The sequence below is a fragment of the Lederbergia wuyishanensis genome, assembly GCF_022900255.1.
GTDB lineage: Bacteria > Bacillota > Bacilli > Bacillales > Bacillaceae_C > Lederbergia > Lederbergia wuyishanensis.
In genome coordinates this window covers 872,323-893,127 of record NZ_JALIRM010000001.1, presented here as the reverse complement: position 1 = coordinate 893,127, position 20,805 = coordinate 872,323, and the positions used below count along the sequence as shown (strand labels likewise).

The following is a 20,805-nucleotide window of genomic DNA, read 5'->3' as shown; positions in this document are numbered from 1 at the left end:
TTTATTTACAATTTAGGTTAAATAGGAGAAATTTGTATTTTTATTACCTGCTGAAAACAATAACCGAACAATATATTATAAAAATTGCTTTTGCAATGTGAGTTTTCTTACTATTCAAGGTATTGCACTTTTCCAAATTTCCATGAGATAATGATATTAATTGCTTATTAATACTACGGGGTGTGGCATTCATGATAAAGGTAGGAATGGAGCTTATCTTAGAAACAGATAATCAAAATGAGGAAAAATATAGATCGAAAATTGCAGATTATGATGGAAATAAAATATATATTTCTTATCCTTTAGGTGTAACAAGTAAAAAAACTATTTTCTTACGAACTGATACAAATATGTATGCTACTTTTATTGATGAAGAATCGGGAGCATATTTATTTAAAACAAAAGTAATCGGTCGTTTAAAAAATCAAATTCCTTTACTAATCCTTACTTTTCCTGATGAGGAAAATTTAATGAAAATTCAAAGAAGACAGTTTGTACGAATCGATGTAGCAATAGATGTTTCATTACATTTACTCGAAACGGGAGAAGTTTTGCCAACCATTACCGATGATTTTAGTGCTGGAGGATGCGCTGTTATTTTACCTCAAAATGTAACTATAGATAGAGGGGCATTAGGTAAGATATGTGTTGTTTTGCCAATGCAGTCAGGAGAATACATTTACTTAAACCTTGATTGTAGAATTATTCGATCGTTTGATAAAAACAAGCGTCAGCTCGCATCAATTCAATTTTTAAACGTAACAAATAAAGAACAGCAGCAATTAATGCGTTTCTGTTTTGAAAAACAATTGGAATATCGCAAAAGAGGACTAACAAATTAAACATTTCATAATGTATAAAGACTGTTTTTTTGACCGATGATAAGTGATAATGGGGTGATTATATGAATGCAATGGAACGCATTTTGCTAAAACTCGTATTAATTCATCTTATCATCTTAATCGTTGTTCAAGGGTTTCATGAGATGGGATTACTTAAATATACAAATAAATTAATTTTATACGAAGGAACGGCCGGAATTGAAGAGCAGGAGAAATTGAATGTTTTTAAAAATGAGGACTAATGAATGTCTTCATTTTTTTATTTACAATTTTGCTTATCGGAATGTTTAATATGATAATATATATTAGAAAATGATGAAGCAGGTGAAGAACAATGAAGAAAATCAGTATAGCTATAGATGGCCCAGCTGCTGCAGGAAAAAGTACAGTAGCAAAAATGATTGCCGAAAAACTATCATATATATATGTTGATACTGGTGCTATGTATAGGGCTTTAACGTATAAAGCAATAGTGAAAGATATTGATATAAATGATGAAATGGCTATGGAAAGATTGTTATTACATACTACGATAGAATTAAAACCCTCTACCAATGGACAGCTCATTTTTTTAGATGGAGAAGATGTTTCTAATCAAATTCGAGGGGAAGAAGTAACCAATAAAGTGTCAACAGTTGCAGCTGTTAAAGCCGTCCGTGAAGAAATGGTTTCACGACAACAGAAGTTTGGCATGAACGGTGGAGTTGTAATGGATGGTAGAGATATCGGGACTAAAGTCATGCCAAATGCGGAGTTGAAAATATTTTTACTTGCAAGTGTTGATATAAGAGCAGAAAGACGCCACCGTGAGAATATACAAAAAGGATTTCCTTCAAACTTAGATATACTAAAAGAGGAAATAATGCTCCGTGATAAACAAGATTCTGAAAGAGAGATTTCACCTTTACGAAAAGCGGAAGATGCTATAGAACTGGATACATCTACATTATCAATAGAAGAAGTAGCTGCAAAAATATTTAACATGGCAAGAGAAAGGATTGAAACTAAATGAATTTTTATTCATTTGCAAGGGGATTAGTGAACAGTATCCTAAAACCCTTATATAGAATTGAAACGAGGGGAACTGAACATTTTCCTAAAGAAGGCAGTGTTTTACTTTGTACCAATCATATTCATAATTTTGATCCACCTGTGGTTGGCATTACAGCACCGCGGCCAATCTATTTTATGGCAAAGGCAGAATTGTTTAAACATCCATTAAGTAAGAAGCTGATGGAAAATATTCAGGCATTTCCCGTAAAAAGAGGTCTAAGTGATAGGGAGGCTCTAAGAACCGGCTTAAAATATCTGAAAGAGGGAAAAGTAGTTGGTCTTTTCCCAGAAGGAACAAGAAATACTTCCGGGGAAGTCGGTAAAGGGCTTGCTGGTGCTGGTTTTTTTGCTCTAAGATCAAACGCGCTTGTAGTTCCTTGTGCAATAATCGGTCCGTATAAACCATTTAAAAAATTAAGGGTTATATATGGACAACCTATTGATTTTACGGAAATGAGAGAAAATAAAATATCTGCCGAAGCTGCAACAGAAATAATTATGTCAGAGATTAGGAAATTAGTAGTTAAAAATAGAAATTTGTAAAGGGCTCTTTATTTAATTTAATCTAAATAGGAAAGTGGAGCTGTAACATTGAATTATGCTAGTCCATGGTACCAATATGTAGAAATGAATTAAATTTATTAGAATCAAGTCTATCGCTTGACAAAATAATGCATTTATAAGAAGTTTATTACAAGACAATTTTTTAGAATTATGTGAGGATTTATCAATATACGTCCTTGCATTTTTGAAAAGTAGGATAGGAGGAGTACATATGACGGAGGATATGAATAATATTGAAGTGAAAAGTTTCTCTGAAGGAGACCGAGTTAAAGGAACGGTAACTAAGATTGAAGAAAAGCAGGTCTTAGTTGATCTGGAAGGGAGCAAGCTTGATGGCATTATTCCAATAAGCGAACTTTCAAGCCTTCATGTAGAAAAAGCTTCTGACGTGGTCCACGAAGGTGAAACTTTAGATTTGGTTGTAACTAAAGTGGAAGAAGAGCTCCTCGTACTTTCAAAGCGAAAAGTTGATGCCGAGAATGCATGGGAAACACTTGAAAAACGTTTTCAAAACAATGAGGTATTTGAGGCTGAAGTTAATGAAATCGTTAAAGGTGGCCTAGTAGTTGATTTAGGGGTCCGCGGTTTTGTTCCAGCATCAATGGTAGAGGATCATTTTGTAGAGGATTTTTCAGATTATCAAGGAAAGACCTTATCTTTTAAAATTGTCGAGTTAGACAAGGAAAAGAATCGCTTAATCCTTTCTCATCGAATTGTAGTGGAAGAAGAAAAAGGACGTGAGAAACAAGCAATTCTTGAAAAATTGGAGCCTGGACAAGTTATCGAAGGCACAATCCAGAGACTTACAGATTTTGGTGCGTTTGTAGATATTGGCGGTGTTGATGGTCTAGTTCATATTTCACAACTTTCACATGAACATATTGATAAGCCTTCCGATGTAGTAAAAGAGGGAGAGAAGGTAAACGTGAAAGTCTTGTCAGTAGATCGTGACAATGAAAGAATTTCTTTATCGATTAAAGAAACACTACCTGGACCATGGACTAATATCGCTGAAAGAGCTCCTAGAGGGAAGATATTAGAAGGAACTGTTAAACGTTTAGTATCTTTTGGAGCATTTGTTGAGGTTTTCCCGGGAGTAGAAGGACTTATCCATATTTCCCAAATCTCTCACAAACACATCGGTACACCTCATGAAGTTTTGCAAGAAGGTCAAACTGTTAATGTAAAAGTGTTGGATGTAAATGAAGCAGACCAACGACTTTCTTTAAGCATGAAAGAACTTGAAGTTCAAGACGATGAAGTAAAAGATTATGAACTTCCAGAGGAATCGAAAGGTTTCCAATTAAGTGATATGATTGGTGATAAGTTAAAAAGATTTAAATAATTACTATCTCTCGATAATATCAAGAAGAACAGAGCGTAGATAAAGTCACTTTTGACTTAGTCTGCGCTCTATTTTTAAGGAAATCTTTGGATGAAAATGATTTCTCGGGCTGTTTTGATATTGCATATCATATAAAGCGCGCTGCAGATCAATGACACAAATGGAAATAGCCTTTATGTGCGGAAGGTGGAAGCAAGATAAATCTTATGCGAATTTTTGTCACAAGTCTGAACCGTCTAATAAAATAGGGAGGCTTATTGATCTAGAAGACACTACTTAATTCAAATGTATACTATTTCCCTGCGTTACTATGATGTAAATAACTCAATGTTTTTTAGTATATTGTTTTGCTCAGATTTATTAAATTTAACGAAAAGTCCTTCCTCTTCTATTATAAACCACTCCAGAATGTCATTTAGTTTTTTGGAAATCTACAAAAGTGTGTCACGGCTTATGCCTTAGTAACATTTGGCAAAAATAAAATTAAGTAAAATCTTTTTTTATCGCTTTTTTATCGAAAAGTACAATATGCTTATCTATGTTTTTGTTTCTTAATGATTAAATATTCATCACCTTTCCCATACTGTTAGCGGAGGTGATGAGATGTCAGGTATGATAAGTTTACTTATATTATGGGCCACATGGATATATTCAACATTCATAATGGACAAAAAATCAAAGAATAGATGGCCATTGGCCATGTTTACTTTACTATTTATTATTATAAAACCTATGACATTTAGATTTTACTCTCTTCATATTACAATGCCATCCTTGTTAATTTTAGTAATCTGTTATTTTTTGGCATCAAGACTCCCAATGAAAAAGCAACTTCATTTAATATTTTCTGTATTTACATTAATGATTGGTTATACCGGATTTCTCTTATTTGAAATGTATGATCCTATTTGGATGTTCATTGATAGAGTTGCCCTTATTTCATTTTTATTATTTATTTTAAGTTATTTTTTATATTCCAGTTCTGTGCTAATGAGGGTGCTTTTAGTATGTCTTGGTACACTACAAGGAGATATAATATTTGCCTTATATTTAAGTAAGTGGAATATGCCTTATATAATAGGCTCCATGGGTTACTTAGACATTATTTCTATCACTGTTTTTTCGATTATATTTATTAATTTCATCTCAAATATTACGGCTATTACGAGAATGAAAGGAAATAAGAAAATTTCCCATTAATTGAATCCAATTCTAAAATAAAGGTATTATTATTATACGTTAAGTTTATTTTAAACTTCTTCTCAGCTTTGGACTATATGTCAATATAGAATCTTCCTTTATCGTCTTTTCTTTATCTCTGTTCAGAGCCCTGAAGTTTGTATTTCAATGAGCAAGGCGCTTGCGCTTTTCGATTTATATGGTACGATTTTTCAGTAGAACTAAAGATTAACTTTAAAGTGAGTGGATGAAATGACTAAACCGACTGTCGCGATTGTTGGTCGACCAAACGTAGGTAAATCAACAATTTTTAATCGTATTGTGGGAGAACGTATATCAATCGTTGAAGATACACCCGGAGTTACTAGAGATCGTATTTATGGAACAGGTGATTGGCTATCTCATGAATTTCATATAATTGATACTGGTGGAATCGAAATAGGAGATGCTCCATTTTTAGAAGAAATCAGATTACAAGCAGAAATAGCAATTGCTGAAGCAGATGTCATTATTTTTATTGTAAATAGTAGAGAAGGAGTTACCACAGCAGATGAAGAAGTAGGGAAAATTTTATTCCGATCCAAAAAACCTGTCGTTTTAGCAGTAAATAAGGTAGATAATCCTGAAATGCGTGCTGATATCTATGATTTTTATTCTTTAGGTTTTAATGAACCATTTCCAATTTCGGGGTCGCATGGTCTTGGTTTAGGTGATTTGCTTGATGAAGTCGTTAAACATTTTCCTCAAAGCGAGGAAGACATTGTGGAAGAAGATGTTATAAGATTTTCTTTAATTGGAAGACCAAATGTTGGAAAATCCTCTATTGTTAATGCGTTGTTAGGAGAAGATAGAGTAATTGTAAGTGATATAGCAGGGACAACTCGAGATGCGATAGATTCATCATACGAATTTGAGGGACAAAAATACACAATAATTGATACAGCTGGAATGCGTAAAAAAGGAAAAGTGTATGAAAACACGGAAAAATATAGTGTATTAAGAGCATTAAAAGCTATTGATCGATCGGATGTCGTTCTTGTTGTTTTAAATGGAGAAGAAGGAATATTAGAACAAGACAAAAAAATAGCTGGTTATGCTCATGAGGCTGGGAGAGCCGTCATCATTGTGGTGAATAAATGGGATGCAGTTGAAAAAGATGAGAAAACTATGAAAGAATTTGAAGAAAAAATTAGAGCTCATTTCTTATTTTTAGATTATGCACCGATAGTATTTGTTTCGGCAAAAACAAAAAAACGTTTGACAAACTTACTTCCCGCAATAAAAATAGCAAGCGAAAACCACACAATGCGTGTACAATCGAGTGTTTTGAATGACGTAATAGCGGATGCAATAGCAATGAATCCAACGCCTTCAGATAAAGGTCGTAAATTGAAAATTTTTTATGTGACACAAGTGGGGATTAAACCACCAACTTTTGTTGTATTCGTTAATGATCCTGAAATCATGCACTTTTCATACGAAAGATTTTTACAAAACAGAATTAGGGAAGCGTTTGGTTTCGAAGGAACTCCTATAAAAATTATTACAAGACAACGGTCATAAGTTTTAGAAATGAAGGTGGTGATTAGCTTGAATAATAAGAAAGAAAAAGTTGCGGTTATCGGTGCTGGCAGTTGGGGTACCGCATTAGCTATCGTCCTAGCGGATAATCAACATCCCGTTCAATTGTGGACTCGAAATGAGGAACACAAAAACGAAATCAATAACAGTCATACGAATGAAAAATATTTACCCGGTATTACTCTTCCAGAACTAATTACAGCTAGCACATCACTTGAGGAAACATTAAGTGGGGTTGAAACGGTCATCATTGCTGTACCTACAAAGGCAATAAGGCAAACATTAAGAGAAGTCATAAAATTTCAAATGAAGCCTCTTACCTTTGTTCACGTGAGTAAAGGTATTGAACCAGATAGTTTGCTACGAATTTCCGAAATGATTGACGAAGAAATACCAAAACGTATCCTTAAAGATATTGTAGTTCTTTCAGGACCTAGCCATGCTGAGGAAGTAAGTCTAAGACATCCCACAACTGTGGCAGTATCATCAAAAAACATGGATGCGGCTGAAAAAATACAAGATTTATTTATGAATCAACATTTCCGCGTCTATACAAACCCTGATTTAATCGGGGTCGAAATAGGAGGAGCGCTTAAAAATATTATCGCATTAGCTGCTGGTATTTCAGACGGATTGGGATATGGCGATAATGCGAAAGCTGCACTTATTACAAGAGGTTTAGCTGAAATCTCACGTTTAGGAACAAAAATGGGGGCTAATCCACTAACTTTTTCTGGATTAGCTGGAATAGGAGACTTAATCGTAACGTGTACAAGTGTGCATTCTAGGAACTGGCGTGCAGGTAATATGCTTGGAAAAGGACAAAAGTTAGAAGATGTTCTAAACAATATGGGAATGGTTGTAGAAGGAGTCCGAACTACGAAAGCAGCATATCAACTAGCACGTAAATATGACTGCAGTATGCCTATTACTGAAATTCTTTATCAGATATTATTTAATGATGTGAATGCAAAAGAAGCTGTTGAACAATTAATGGCAAGGTTAAAAACGAATGAGATGGAAGATCTTGTCGATATATTGAGCGAACAAATGGAACAACTATAAGACCGTCTAGGCAAAAGAGGATGCGTTCTTTTTTTAAGTGCATATAATGCTTTGAAGTAAATTGCTTAAACAGGGTGGAATGGGTATTGTTTGTCATCTATGAAGCAAAGGCTGGTCCATTGCTTCATCTTTTTTTTTGTTAACTTATCTTCACCTTTTTACCAAATTAAACATGTTATAATATATTTAACTCGTCAATTAAGTAGTGGAGGAATATATATGTCACCATCTATGCAAAAAATGTGGATTTCTATTATTGGGATGTTTCTATTGGCTTTAGCGATGTTTACCATTTACATAAGTCGTTATAAAATGAATAATAGAATATTAAAAATAGTTACCGCCATATCAGCTTGGGTTTTTATGATCATTGGTGGACTCATCATGCTGTTCGTTGTATTAACTGGTCCGACCAGCTGAATTTACTACCAACAAGGAAGATGCTAAAGGGATGAAACTATTAATGAAATTGTATTTGAACTTTGCAATATTAGTATTTGCCGCCGTATTATTAAGTGGGTGTTTGTATCCTCAAGAGAAAAGAGTTGAGAACCAAATACCTTATGAAGATCAGATTAAGTCCGTACAAACTGCCATCGATCAATATAGGGAATTGAATGATGGATTGTTGCCGATTAAAACTCGTGAAAGTGATACACCCATTTATATAAAATACCCGATTGAATTTTCTAAGCTAGCTCCTAGATTTCTTGCTGCACCTCCTGGAAATGCCTACGAAAGCGGAGGAGTATTTCAATATGTTTTAATAGATGTGGAGACAAATCCAACCGTAAAAGTTCTTGATTTACGCATTGCCGAAAAGATAAGGGAAGTAAAATTGAGAATTAAAACTCAAGGTTATCCTCCTTTTAAAGAGGCTATTTCAAATAATATCTATAGTCTGGATTATCAAAAAATCGGTTATAAGAGCGAGCCTTATATCATTTCACCTTTTACGCATAATAATTTACCTCTAGTCATTAATTTAGAGGGAGAAGTATTCGTAGATTATATAAGTGACCTCTATCTGGCAGTAAAAGAAAGTGGGCAAAATTACAAACAAGGAGAGGATATTACAAGCATTCTCACAAAAAATTCTTTGTTTGTTCCAGCTTATTCACCTTCTTATACAGTAGATGAAAACAATGAGCCTATTTACATGGAAAAATAGGAATATTCCTTCTTTCACTCAATATAATGTGGAAGAAGGAATTTTTATTTACTTCTTAATATGGTCATATAAGAATCGGACAACATCATAAACATCTATTGTCCAATCGTTTATAGGGTGTATTGTCCCTTGAACTCAATGATAGGAGGGAACCTCTTGGAAAAGGTGGATATTTTCAAAGATATTGCAGAAAGAACAGGCGGAGATATTTATTTGGGCGTAGTTGGAGCTGTTCGAACAGGTAAATCCACATTTATTAAAAAGTTTATGGAACTAGCAGTATTACCAAACATCAAGAACGAAGCAGATAGATCGCGTGCGCAAGATGAATTGCCTCAAAGCGCAGCTGGAAGAACGATCATGACGACTGAACCGAAATTTGTACCAAATCAGGCTGTAGCCGTCCAAGTTGAGGAAGGACTAGAAGTCAATGTAAGGCTCGTTGATTGCGTGGGATACACAGTACCAGGTGCAAAGGGATATGAAGATGAAAATGGTCCAAGAATGATCCATACACCATGGTATGAAGAACCAATTTCCTTTCATGAAGCAGCGGAAATTGGTACACGAAAGGTAATCCAAGAGCACTCCGTACTTGGTGTGGTAGTAACTACAGATGGTACAATTGGAGAAATACCACGTTCAGACTATGTAGATGCGGAAGAACGTGTAATAGAAGAATTAAAAGAAGTAGGGAAACCATTTATTATGGTCATTAACTCCTCAAGACCACATCATGCAGAAACTGAGAGCTTACGAAAACAGCTTGAAGCGAAATACGACATACCTGTTCTAGCAATGTCAGTTGAGAGCATGCGTGAAGCGGACGTAATGAGCGTCCTTCGTGAAGCTCTATATGAATTCCCTGTACTTGAGGTTAATGTAAATCTCCCTAGCTGGGTTATGGTGTTGAAAGAAAATCATTGGCTACGTACAAACTATCAAGAAGCTGTGAAAGAAACAGTTAAAGATATTAAGAGACTAAGAGATGTAGATAGAGTTGTACAACAGTTCTATGAATTTGACTTTATTGAAAATGCAGGACTTGCAGGTGTCGATATGGGGCAAGGAATCGCGGAAATTGATTTATTTGCTCCAGATGATCTATATGATAATGTTCTCAAGGAAGTTGTTGGAGTTGAGGTACGGGGCAAGGACCATCTATTGGAACTAATGCAAGATTTCGCAGATGCCAAAAGGGAATACGATGTAGTAGCTGATGCTCTTGCAATGGTAAGACAAACAGGCTATGGAATTGCAGCACCTTCTTTAGCAGATATGAGTCTTGATGAGCCAGAAATCATTAGGCAAGGTGCTCGCTTTGGCGTAAGATTAAAAGCGATGGCCCCATCCATTCATATGATTAAGGTAGATGTTGAATCTGAATTTGCTCCGATTATTGGAACAGAAAAACAAAGCGAAGAGCTTGTACGCTACCTCATGCAAGATTTTGAAGATGATCCATTGTCAATCTGGAATTCAGATATATTTGGCAGAAGCTTAAGTTCATTAGTAAGGGAAGGCATTCAGGCTAAAATTGCGATGATGCCAGAAAATGCACGATATAAATTAAAAGAAACATTAGAAAGAATTATCAACGAAGGTTCTGGCGGGTTAATAGCAATAATTCTTTAATAAATGGCTTTGTTACCTCGTAAATTGAAGGGGAAAGATCTAGAGAGGGCAAAAGGTAGCAGAAGTCTTTGAAAATGCGAAAACAGCGCTCTTGGAGTGGAAATGTACTTTATAGTTATAAAAAGATGCTGAATGCGACGATATTCGGCATCTTTTCCATTTTTTAAGCCTTTTATTCTTGCTAACATAAAATTAATATGATAATCTTTTAAACAGAATTGCTGATAAATCCCTTATTTACCAGTAATTTTATACAGATTCTAACATTTCCATGTTTAGAAATCTTAAAAATTGTTCACAAATGTAATAGCACTTGCGGAACAAGACAAGATCTCTCTTTTTTGGGAGGAGGTGAATGGTATGAACAAAACTGAACTAATTAATTCTGTTGCTGAAACGGCTGAGCTTTCTAAAAAGGATGCTACTAAAGCTGTTGATGCTGTTTTCCAATCCATCCAAAATGCTTTGGCTAACGGTGATAAAGTAGCTTTAATCGGTTTTGGTAACTTTGAAGTGCGTGAGCGTGCTGCTCGTAAAGGACGCAATCCTCAAACTGGTCAAGAAATCGAAATCGCTGCAAGTAAAGTTCCAGCGTTCAAACCAGGTAAAGCGCTTAAAGATGCTGTTAAATAATTACATACATTCTTTAGCGTAACAAAAGGAACTGCCGAAAACAACGGCGGTTCCTTTTTATTTCTTTTATTATTTATGCTACTATGGGAATACAAAACATGTCTTGGTGCACTTAAGTAGGAGGAAGAAGAATGATAGAGGTAAATCGCTCGCAAATAGAAGAAGCGGTTAGAATGATACTAGAGGCGATTGGAGAAGACCCAAATAGGGAGGGGTTAATTGATACTCCAAAGCGCGTAGCCAAAATGTATGAAGAAGTTTTTTCTGGATTAGGAAAAAATCCTGAGGAGTATTTTGAAACAATTTTTGGAGAAGATCACGAGGAACTTGTACTTGTTAAAGATATCCCGTTTTTTTCTATGTGTGAACACCATTTAGTGCCTTTCTTTGGTAAAGCTCATGTGGCATATATCCCACAAAACGGAAAGGTGGCGGGTTTAAGTAAACTTGCACGAGCTGTTGAAACGGTAGCATCTCGACCACAACTTCAAGAAAGAATCACATCCACAATTGCAGATGTTATGATGAAAAAACTCGAACCACAGGGTGTAATGGTAATCTTAGAAGCAGAGCATATGTGTATGACAATGAGGGGTATTAAAAAGCCAGGTTCCAAAACAGTAACATCTGCAGTTAGAGGCATTCTAGCCACAGATGGTCAAGCACGAGCAGAAGTACTTTCCTTGATAAAAAATTGAAACTTTTTCATGAGGTGATGAAATGAGCAACGGTCGGGGACAATCTGATTTTATAATCATTAAAGCACTAGAAGATGGCGTTAACGTTATTGGTTTAACAAGAGGTTCGGATACTAGATTTCATCATGCAGAAAAGTTAGATGCCGGCGAAGTGATGGTTGCTCAGTTTACCGAACATACTTCAGCTATCAAAATTAGAGGGAATGCAGAAATTATGACTTCATTTGGTGAAATAGAGAGTGAACATAAAAGATAGATAATATGAAAACTTACACCCTAGAATCCCTCAAAATCGCCATTCAGTAATTCTATATGTTATAATTAAACTTGTATGTAATCCATGATATTTATTTGTAATAGAAACGAGGATTTTGTTATGGCGGTCTGTAATTTTGAACAGCAAGTGGATTCAATAAGAAGAAAGTTGCAGCAAATATGCTCTCATCAATTTTTATATAAACATATTGAACCGCCTGAGCTCGATGTAGATCAAATCCATCTCATGGCATACTCTTTACGTGATTCCAATTTATCTTCTGAAGAACGTGAAGTATACATAATAGCTACTATGCTAGCCAACTTGGCCTTAGAAACACATGAAAATGTATCAAATCGAAATATCTCAATGAAGGCGCGTCAGTTAAAAGTATTGGCCGGAGATTATTATAGTGGATTGTATTATAATCTTTTATCTGAATATCGAAATATAGAATTGATAAAATCTATTGCTTCAGCAATTAAAACGATAAATGAACATAAAATAAATCTCATCCAATTTAAGGGTGAAAATTTAAATTCTTATCTTCAAAGTGTAAAAAAAATAGAGTCGGGACTTTTGGAACAATTTTGTCACCATTTTCAAATACCTATCAAATATATTGAGTTCTTCTCTGAATTTCTATTTTTAAAAAGAGTAGGGAAGGAATTGAAATGGTTAGTTAATGGGAAATTCTCATTTTTTTTGGACGGAATAAAAAATATTCATATCCGGAACAGTAAAGAGCTTTCCTTAGAAGAGGAGAAAAAAATGTTAACGGATATTTTGAATGAATCCAGAGATAAGCTTGATTGCATGATGAAGGACTTAAATGTTCTTCCTTCAATCGTTCATTTGCGTATCAATGAATTGTCTGACACTTTAAACGGAGGTTGTTGAAAAAGATGCAATCAAAAGAGGAACGTGTACATAGTGTATTTGAAAAGATACATGATAATTATGATAAAATGAATTCGATTATCAGCTTTCAACAACATTTAAAGTGGCGGAAAGATACGATGAAAAAGATGAATGTCCCTAAAGGTGCACATGCTCTTGATTTATGTTGTGGCACTGGAGATTGGACCTTAGCGCTTGCACATGCCGTCGGAAGTGATGGTAAAGTTATTGGTTTAGACTTTAGTAAAAATATGTTGCAAGTTGCAAAACAAAAACAGGAAAGTGAGCAGTTACATCAAATAGAGTTGGTTCAAGGAAACGCAATGGAGCTTCCATTTGAAGATAATTCATTTGACTACGTCACAATAGGTTTCGGATTGCGTAATGTTCCTGATTACATGCAAGTCTTAAAAGAAATGAATAGAGTTTTGAAACCAGGTGGAATGGCTGTTTGCCTGGAAACTTCTCAACCAACTATCCCCGTTTATAAACAAATTTATTATTTATATTTCCGCTATGTCATGCCGTTATTCGGAAAAATTTTTGCTAAAAGTTTTAAAGAATATTCATGGCTTCAAGAATCAGCCCGGGATTTTCCAGGAATGGAACAATTAGCGCAAATGTTCTGGAGAGCAGGATTTGTTGATGTAATTTACAAATCTTTTAACGGTGGTGTTGCAGCAGCTCATATTGGAAAGAAAAAGAAATAAAGCCTAGGTGGAAAAAGAAATGAAACTAACATTACTAAATTCGACCTTAAAAGCTGACTTCGATATTATCGAAAAAGAGATGGAATTAGCAATCCAATCTGATATGGAGCTACTTCGAAATGCGTCAGTTCAGCTACTTAAAGCAGGGGGAAAGAGAATCCGTCCTGTTTTTGTCCTACTATCAGCCAAATTTGGTAGTTATAATATACATACAATTAAAAATACTGCCGTTGCCTTAGAACTCATACATATGGCTTCTCTTGTCCATGATGATGTAATTGATGACGCACAGCTTAGAAGGGGCCAACCAACAATTAATCATTTATGGAATGATCGTATTGCTATGTACACAGGCGACTATATTTTGGCACGTTCACTTGAATACATGACTAATATTCAAAACGCATTGGCACATCAAATTCTATCCAATGCGATTATAGAAGTTTGTATGGGCGAAATTGACCAGATAAAAGATAAATATCGTTTTAATCAAAATATAAAAGATTATTTAAGGCGAATTAAACGCAAAACCGCATTACTTATCGCAGTAAGTTGCGAACTTGGGGCAGTATCTGCTGGTGCTGATGAGAGGACCCACCGAAAATTATATAAATTCGGTTACTTTGTTGGCATGTCATATCAAATAATTGACGATATACTAGATTTTACCGGATCGGAAAAAGAACTAGGTAAACCAGCAGGAGAGGATTTAAGGCAAGGAAACATTACATTACCAGTCCTATATGCCTTAAGAAATGAAAAGCTAAGACCTAGTATATTGAAAGTTAACGAGCACACTTCAAAAGAAGATATGATTGACATTATTTCAGTTATTAAAAATTCAGGCGCAATTGAACAAGCATACTCAGTGAGCAGAATGTATCTAAAAAAAGCAATAAACGTTTTAGACGATTTACCACCTATAAAAGCAAAGAAAATCCTTCGCGATATTGCTCTTTACATCGGAAAACGGAAGTATTAAATGAAATCAAGAATGAAACACTATAATTTTTATCAATAGCACATTTAAGTAGAAAGTAAATTTCTATGTATTCTCTCATCTAATTGAAGAAACATGATGATTAATTGCTTGTCAATTTGCTATCGTTGGAGAACAATGGTATTATTTTCATGGGATTTCGAACTTTTTCCCGAGATAATTGCAGGAGTGATAACTATGGAAAAGACTTTTCTAATGGTAAAACCAGATGGTGTACAAAGAGGATTAATTGGCGAAATCGTGTCACGCTTCGAAAAGAAAGGCTTCCAACTTGTTGGTGCAAAATTAATGACCATTTCGAAAGAACTTGCCGAACAACATTATGGAGAACATAAAGAGCGTCCATTTTTCGGTGATTTAGTCGAATTCATCACATCTGGACCAGTTTTTGCAATGGTTTGGCAAGGTGAAAATGTTATACATACAGCGCGTCAAATGATGGGTTCAACAAATCCGAAAGATGCTGTACAAGGAACGATTCGTGGAGATTTTGGCTTAACAGTAGGGAAAAACATCATTCACGGTTCTGATTCAACTGAAAGTGCTGAAAGAGAAGTATCTTTGTTTTTTAAGGAAGAAGAGCTTGAAGAATATTCTAAGCTAATCAACAGCTGGATATATTAACATATATTAAAGGCCACCGGGATCAATCCTAGGTGGTCTTTCTATCTTAATTAATTTACATAAATACGGTATAATCATTATGAGTATATAGAGAAAGTAGTGGGGGGTTCATGGATCAGGATTATCATCATTTTATTTTACAAATCAAACAAAAAACGGGGATAGACCTATCCTTATATAAAGAAGCACAAATGAAAAGAAGGCTTACATCTCTCTATCAAAAAAAAGGATATTCTTCTTTTAAAGATTTCTATGCAGGTATTTTATCAGAACCTCAAAATATGAACGATTTTCTGGATAAAATGACTATTAATGTTACTGAATTTTTTCGTAATAGAGCTCGGTGGGAAGTATTGGAAAATAAAATCTTACCGCGATTAATGTCGAATAAAAAGAAACTGAAAATATGGAGCGCTGCATCTTCTACAGGCGAGGAACCTTATACAATTTCAATGATATTATCAAAATATATATCAATGGAACATATTTCTATATTGGCGACTGATATTGATGAGCAAGCACTGGCTGCTGCAAAAGCAGGGATTTATTCTGAACGATCGCTTGCGGAAATTCCCTCTACCATGTTAACTAAATTTTTTAAAAAGGAAGGCAACTCTTATATAATAGACGATGTCATAAAAAAGACGGTCGATTTTCGAAAATTAAATTTGTTAGGGGATGCATTTTACAAAGATTTTGATTTAATCATTTGCAGAAATGTATTAATCTATTTTACAGAAGAAGCAAAAGATAATCTGTATAAAAAATTCTCAAAATCTTTAGCCGATGATGGAGTCCTATTTGTAGGGAGTACAGAGCAAATATTTAATCCAGGGAAGTATGATTTAGAAGTCGAGGACACTTTTTTTTATCGTAAAGTCAAATCATAGGGGGAAAACTATTGAAAATCGATATTCAAACATCATCAAAATCTTATTCTGTATATATAGGAAACGATTGTTTGCATTCCTTGACAACACATTTGGAGTCAACACGCTATACTAAACTTCTTATTATTACAGATGAAACTGTCGGTGAGATGCATTTAGGGGAATTAATAACAGCTATTCCACAATCGTATAAGACTGAGACTTATTCATACATTGTTCCTTCTGGAGAAAACGCAAAACAATTCTCAATATACGAAGCAAGTTTGTCATTTGCTTTAGAAAAAGGTCTGGACCGTAAATCGTGTATTATAGCTTTTGGTGGAGGAGCGGTTGGTGATTTGGCAGGATTCGTTTCTGCGACTTATATGAGAGGAATTCCCTTCATTCAAGTTCCTACTACAATATTAGCACATGATAGTGCTGTTGGAGGAAAAACAGGCATAAATCATCCACTCGGAAAGAATATGATTGGTTCATTTCATCAACCAGAAGCGGTCATTTATTACACAGAATTTCTTAAAACTTTACCCGAAAAAGAAATCCGTTCTGGTTTTGCAGAAGCTGTAAAACATGCATTAATTGCTGATGCTTCATTACTTGAATTTATAATGTCTAATGTAACAGATTTACGTTCAATTAAAGATGAACATCTTAATTATATTTTACAAAGAGGGATTGAAATAAAGGCTAATATCGTTTCTCAAGACGAAAGAGAAACCGGAGTGCGTGCATTCTTAAATTTTGGCCATACGTTAGGCCATGTCATAGAGTCTTCTGCAGGTTATGGAAAAGTATCCCATGGAGAAGCGGTTATGACTGGTATGGTTTATGCCTTGTATCTAAGTAAGGAAATGATAAATTTAGAATTTAATATTACTGAATTCGAGTTATTCGTTAAAAATCTTGGATATAGTCTAGAAATTCCAGAGAGATTTGAGTTTGACAATGCCTTTGCTAGTATGACAAGAGATAAAAAATCATACTCTAATCAACCTAGATTTGTGCTTTTAGAAAAAATCGGCACTCCTATTGTAAAAGAACTTGATAAGGAAAGATTGGAAAAGGTCTTTTCAGCCTTTCTCTCATCTACTAAATTAGAGAAAATATATAATTAAAAAGAAATATTTCATGTTTCCTACCTTTTTTACATAGATTGGTTTAAAAGGATTTTGAAAGGTAGGAAACTATGAACTATATTATTGAAAACGCATTATCATTAGAAGACGGGCAATGGATGAAGGTATCGATGCTAGTTAGAAATCAGGAAATTCGTTATTTTGGATCAAAAAGCTTAAACCATTCATTAATTAAAATGGATGCTCGTTCTTTTATCATTATGCCTTCTTTTATATATTTTGCTCCAGATACACCCGATCTACCATTTAAAGACTTTAAAGTGTATTTTTCCGATCATTTTGTTAAGAAAGGATGCGGAACAATTATTACTAATTTCCGAATCTCTCGTCTTAACGATTTTGAAAAGATGCTTAAACTTAGACGAAAGACGCTTCTTAACAGCCCTATTGATTTTTTACTTGGAGTTACAGTTCCAGCGAGCATGTTAAACACTTCGCTCATTATTAAATGTAAGACTGAAAAAATACCAATTATATTCGTAGAAATAAGCCGTATCAAAGAACTGGAAAGTATTCCATGGGGATGGATCAAAGATGCGTCTTTTCCATATAACCCCATTTTTATTCCTACTTTCCCTACATCCGTGAAGGCTTTTCGACAAAAATTGCTAATGAAAAAATGGAGTAGTATTCTTCTAAATGAAAAAATTCCTCATCTCTCTCAACCACTGCAACTAGAGCAACCGCTAAGCACGGAAATAATTAAAAAAATAGGTTTGTACCCTAAAAAAGGGATTTTGAAAGTGGGCGGCGAAATAAGTTATAATCTATATTTAAAATCTAATGTTGAGGGCAGCTATAAAGAAACTGACTATCAAAGTAACCCTTCTATCTGTGTTCAAAAAGGTAAATTTGTAAGTATTGATGGAAGTTCAATATTTAGGCCTGGATATGGTGATGAGATTAGAATAAACAAAACATCTTTATTTGTTTGAAGATATGGTTAATATTATCAGAAATGATGTATTGTCTATGACCTTTTATCTTTTGTTCTCATTGGTCTAGGAAATAAAGTTAGTTACAAAAGAAAGGATTTTGGTAATGAACAACGCTGAACTAATGATTAAGTACATCGAAGAACAAAATCTTTCGAAAGCGGAAAAACAATTTAAGAAAGTTAAGATTAGTGGTACAGATGATGAAAAGTACATGCTCGCATTAAGTTTGACACAGTACGGATTTTTAGAAGAAGCAAGGGAATTATTTGAAATTTTACTCCATATTTACCCTGATGAAGGAGAATTAAAATTAAATCTGGCCGAGCTTTTGGTTGAAATGGGACAAGATGATGATGCATTTCAATATTTAGAAACCATATCAAAAGATGATCCTAATTACCCTGCTGCATTACTCGTCGAAGCTGATTTATACGAGATGCAAGGTTTATTTGAAGTAAGTGAAAATAAATTGCTTAAAGCTAAAGAGCTTATACCTAATGAACCAGTTATTGACTATGCTCTTGGAGAACTTTATATGACTCAAGGCCGATTTCTTGAAGCTGCGAGATCTTTTAGTTTTTTACTTCAGGGTAATGATAAAGAAATTGAAGGAATAGACATAAATAGTAGGATGGCAGAGGCTTTAAGTGCTGGTGGAGCATTTGAAGAAGCTTTGACATATTATAAGAAGTCACTTAAAAATAAAAAGGATATTGATCAATTATTTGCTTACGGATTAACTGCTTATCAATCAAGTCAATACAACGTGGCAATTAAAGCTTTTAAAGAATTACTAGAAATAGACCCACATTATCATTCTTTATACTTATATTTGGCGCGTAGTCTTGAACATGAAGAAAAAATGGACGAGGCACTAGAGATAGCTGAGGCGGGGCTAAAGGAAGACGAATATAATAAAGATTTACATTTTTTTGCAGGTAAACTTGCCCTAAAAATAGGGCAAGAAAATAACGCGGAACAATTTTTCAGACAAGCGTTAGTTTTAGACCCGGAATATACCGAGGCAGCCATTTCTTTAAATAGGCTTTTAATTCGTCAAGAACGTTACGAAGCTGTTTTGGAAATTACAGAAATGTTTTTTGAGGGAGGAGACGCTGATCCTCAATTTCATTGGGATGCGGCAATTAGTTTTCAACACTTAGAGCAATATCAAGAGGCATTAAATGAATATGAGCTAGCATATAATGATTTTAAAAATAATCAAGACTTTTTAGTTGATTATGGATATTTCTTAATGGAAGAAGGAAATGGAAGGGCAGCATCAGATATTTTTAAAATGCTTGTTGAGAAAGATCCTGCTAATGTGGAATGGGTATCTTTATTAGAAAGACTTGAAGAATATTGAATGATTATTTTGCAGAGGAGGGAAATACAATGGCAACCCCTGTTTCTGTCAACGAGAAAAAAGAGTTTATTCGCTGGTTTCTAAATCGTTATCAATTAAAAAGAAGGGAATCAGTATGGATACTCAACTATTTAATGAGTCACGATCAACTTATGGAGAAGGTGCATTTTGTAGAAGATGCCCAATGTTGTCCTAGAGGCCTAATAATGTCTACACATTGTACGAGAGAAGTTCCATTCAGATTTTATAAAGAAAATATTATGACCACCGATGCAGAAAAATCTTTTCATGATATTAGACTTAACCGTGATGAGGATATATATATACAAATTAATTTTAGGTCATCAAATTTATCTCATCAGTATGCAGCTGTTCTAGAGGAAAATCCGTTTGTAAAGAATAAAGTGTATTTAAATGAAAAAGATAAAATGTATGCAGAGAAATTATTAGAAGAAAGCATTAAAATGTTTCATGAAGACAAATTGTTAAAGGCGATTGATCAAGCACTTGAAAAAAGAGATAATGAAGCCTTTACTAAACTAGCAAAGCAATTAAATGAATTACGCAAAACTTAATTCCTCCCACACTAAGATAAGGGAGGATTTTTTCTGTTTAAAAAGTCATTTTTTATACGTTTTTTAAAGATGAATGATAGAATACGAAATAGAACATATTAGTTAAAGAGGTGTACATTTTGAATTGGAACTCAAAGGATGTCCAAATTTTCAGCACGGAGAGAGAATATATTGATACAGCTGTTATTCCATTGATGCCAGTTGCTCTCGGTGAAGGTATTAAACGTGCAGCAGAACAAGGTGAATTTATTCAACTTTTAAGCTTGCATTTAGAAAGGCAGTTTAAGGGAAGAACTCTAATATTGCCTCCTTTTACATATATGAAGGAGCCTAAAGAAGAGATGGAAGAACTTGGAGCTTGGGCAAAGAATGCCGAAGAAGTGGGATTTTCTTATGTGTTTTACTTAACTTCAGACCCTAAGTGGCAGTCAATTAAGGATGATTGTAAGGGAACCTTAATTTATATTCCATCAATTCCACTCGAACATATGGATGATCAATATAAACATAGTATTATGGAAAAGCAGCTTAAATCTTTGATTGATGATATTGTCCAGGCATGGCAAGCAAGAAATGATTAACTAATTCGCCACATAGTTGACAATGTTTAGCTTTCAATATTATTGACCAAGGCGAGTTATTGA

General features: G+C 34.4%; 24 protein-coding genes. All 24 read left to right on the top strand.

Features of this window, described 5'->3' with window-relative positions:
* The first annotated feature begins 191 nt into the window (after nucleotides 1-191).
* The 24 genes from MT489_RS04375 (at nucleotide 192) to MT489_RS04260 (ending at nucleotide 20,742) form a co-directional block, all read left to right on the top strand.
* Nucleotides 192-842 (top strand): flagellar brake protein, encoded by a 651-nt coding sequence (locus MT489_RS04375; protein WP_244680267.1) that lies wholly within the window; start codon nucleotides 192-194, stop codon nucleotides 840-842.
* Between the two features lie 62 nt (nucleotides 843-904).
* Nucleotides 905-1,084 (top strand): DUF5359 family protein, encoded by a 180-nt coding sequence (locus tag MT489_RS04370; protein ID WP_244680266.1) that lies wholly within the window; start codon nucleotides 905-907, stop codon nucleotides 1,082-1,084.
* 92 nt (nucleotides 1,085-1,176) lie between these two features.
* The gene (cmk, locus tag MT489_RS04365; RefSeq protein ID WP_244680265.1) at nucleotides 1,177-1,854 is read left to right on the top strand and encodes a (d)CMP kinase; all 678 of its coding nucleotides are present in this window, start codon (nucleotides 1,177-1,179) and stop codon (nucleotides 1,852-1,854) included.
* A complete protein-coding gene (locus tag MT489_RS04360; RefSeq protein ID WP_244680264.1) occupies nucleotides 1,851-2,438 on the top strand; it encodes a lysophospholipid acyltransferase family protein in 588 nt (195 codons plus the stop codon). Before cmk ends, MT489_RS04360 begins: the two co-directional genes overlap by 4 nt.
* A 232-nt stretch (nucleotides 2,439-2,670) precedes the next feature.
* Entirely contained in the window at nucleotides 2,671-3,804 is a 1,134-nt protein-coding gene (gene rpsA, locus MT489_RS04355; RefSeq protein ID WP_244680263.1) for a 30S ribosomal protein S1, read from the top strand.
* 603 nt (nucleotides 3,805-4,407) lie between these two features.
* Nucleotides 4,408-5,004 (top strand): YphA family membrane protein, encoded by a 597-nt coding sequence (locus tag MT489_RS04350; protein WP_244680262.1) that lies wholly within the window; start codon nucleotides 4,408-4,410, stop codon nucleotides 5,002-5,004.
* Between the two features lie 231 nt (nucleotides 5,005-5,235).
* On the top strand, nucleotides 5,236-6,546 hold the full coding sequence (gene der / locus MT489_RS04345) for a ribosome biogenesis GTPase Der (RefSeq protein WP_244680261.1): 1,311 nt from the start codon (nucleotides 5,236-5,238) through the stop codon (nucleotides 6,544-6,546).
* A gap of 9 nt (nucleotides 6,547-6,555) precedes the next feature.
* A complete protein-coding gene (locus tag MT489_RS04340) occupies nucleotides 6,556-7,629 on the top strand; it encodes an NAD(P)H-dependent glycerol-3-phosphate dehydrogenase (protein ID WP_244680260.1) in 1,074 nt (357 codons plus the stop codon).
* Between the two features lie 219 nt (nucleotides 7,630-7,848).
* On the top strand, nucleotides 7,849-8,049 hold the full coding sequence (locus tag MT489_RS04335; RefSeq protein WP_244680259.1) for a DUF2768 domain-containing protein: 201 nt from the start codon (nucleotides 7,849-7,851) through the stop codon (nucleotides 8,047-8,049).
* A gap of 43 nt (nucleotides 8,050-8,092) precedes the next feature.
* Entirely contained in the window at nucleotides 8,093-8,800 is a 708-nt protein-coding gene (locus MT489_RS04330) for a hypothetical protein (RefSeq protein ID WP_244680258.1), read from the top strand.
* A gap of 156 nt (nucleotides 8,801-8,956) precedes the next feature.
* The gene (spoIVA, locus tag MT489_RS04325) at nucleotides 8,957-10,435 is read left to right on the top strand and encodes a stage IV sporulation protein A (protein ID WP_244680257.1); all 1,479 of its coding nucleotides are present in this window, start codon (nucleotides 8,957-8,959) and stop codon (nucleotides 10,433-10,435) included.
* A 360-nt stretch (nucleotides 10,436-10,795) separates the two neighbouring features.
* On the top strand, nucleotides 10,796-11,068 hold the full coding sequence (locus MT489_RS04320) for an HU family DNA-binding protein (protein ID WP_213110187.1): 273 nt from the start codon (nucleotides 10,796-10,798) through the stop codon (nucleotides 11,066-11,068).
* A 131-nt stretch (nucleotides 11,069-11,199) separates the two neighbouring features.
* Nucleotides 11,200-11,766, top strand: a complete 567-nt coding sequence (gene folE, locus MT489_RS04315; RefSeq protein WP_244680256.1) for a GTP cyclohydrolase I FolE — start codon at nucleotides 11,200-11,202, stop codon at nucleotides 11,764-11,766.
* A gap of 22 nt (nucleotides 11,767-11,788) precedes the next feature.
* A complete protein-coding gene (gene mtrB, locus MT489_RS04310) occupies nucleotides 11,789-12,022 on the top strand; it encodes a trp RNA-binding attenuation protein MtrB (RefSeq protein WP_244680255.1) in 234 nt (77 codons plus the stop codon).
* A gap of 120 nt (nucleotides 12,023-12,142) precedes the next feature.
* A complete protein-coding gene (locus MT489_RS04305; RefSeq protein ID WP_244680254.1) occupies nucleotides 12,143-12,922 on the top strand; it encodes a heptaprenyl diphosphate synthase component 1 in 780 nt (259 codons plus the stop codon).
* A 5-nt stretch (nucleotides 12,923-12,927) separates the two neighbouring features.
* Nucleotides 12,928-13,632 carry a demethylmenaquinone methyltransferase gene (locus tag MT489_RS04300; protein ID WP_244680253.1) on the top strand — a complete coding sequence of 235 codons (705 nt, stop codon included), beginning with the start codon at nucleotides 12,928-12,930 and terminating at the stop codon, nucleotides 13,630-13,632.
* Nucleotides 13,633-13,651: 19 nt separating this feature from the next.
* Nucleotides 13,652-14,614 carry a heptaprenyl diphosphate synthase component II gene (gene hepT, locus MT489_RS04295; protein WP_244680252.1) on the top strand — a complete coding sequence of 321 codons (963 nt, stop codon included), beginning with the start codon at nucleotides 13,652-13,654 and terminating at the stop codon, nucleotides 14,612-14,614.
* Nucleotides 14,615-14,809: 195 nt separating this feature from the next.
* Entirely contained in the window at nucleotides 14,810-15,256 is a 447-nt protein-coding gene (gene ndk / locus MT489_RS04290) for a nucleoside-diphosphate kinase (protein ID WP_244680251.1), read from the top strand.
* A gap of 110 nt (nucleotides 15,257-15,366) precedes the next feature.
* Complete coding sequence (locus MT489_RS04285) at nucleotides 15,367-16,146, top strand: CheR family methyltransferase (protein ID WP_244680250.1); 780 nt, start codon at nucleotides 15,367-15,369, stop codon at nucleotides 16,144-16,146.
* 11 nt (nucleotides 16,147-16,157) lie between these two features.
* Complete coding sequence (gene aroB / locus MT489_RS04280; protein ID WP_244680249.1) at nucleotides 16,158-17,261, top strand: 3-dehydroquinate synthase; 1,104 nt, start codon at nucleotides 16,158-16,160, stop codon at nucleotides 17,259-17,261.
* Between the two features lie 71 nt (nucleotides 17,262-17,332).
* On the top strand, nucleotides 17,333-18,217 hold the full coding sequence (locus tag MT489_RS04275; RefSeq protein WP_244680248.1) for a hypothetical protein: 885 nt from the start codon (nucleotides 17,333-17,335) through the stop codon (nucleotides 18,215-18,217).
* Nucleotides 18,218-18,323: 106 nt separating this feature from the next.
* A complete protein-coding gene (locus MT489_RS04270) occupies nucleotides 18,324-19,586 on the top strand; it encodes a tetratricopeptide repeat protein (RefSeq protein WP_244680247.1) in 1,263 nt (420 codons plus the stop codon).
* Between the two features lie 29 nt (nucleotides 19,587-19,615).
* Nucleotides 19,616-20,161: a ReoY family proteolytic degradation factor gene (locus MT489_RS04265; protein WP_244680246.1), complete on the top strand. Its 546-nt coding sequence runs from the start codon at nucleotides 19,616-19,618 to the stop codon at nucleotides 20,159-20,161.
* A gap of 119 nt (nucleotides 20,162-20,280) precedes the next feature.
* On the top strand, nucleotides 20,281-20,742 hold the full coding sequence (locus MT489_RS04260; RefSeq protein WP_244680245.1) for a YpiF family protein: 462 nt from the start codon (nucleotides 20,281-20,283) through the stop codon (nucleotides 20,740-20,742).
* Nucleotides 20,743-20,805: the final 63 nt, after the last annotated feature.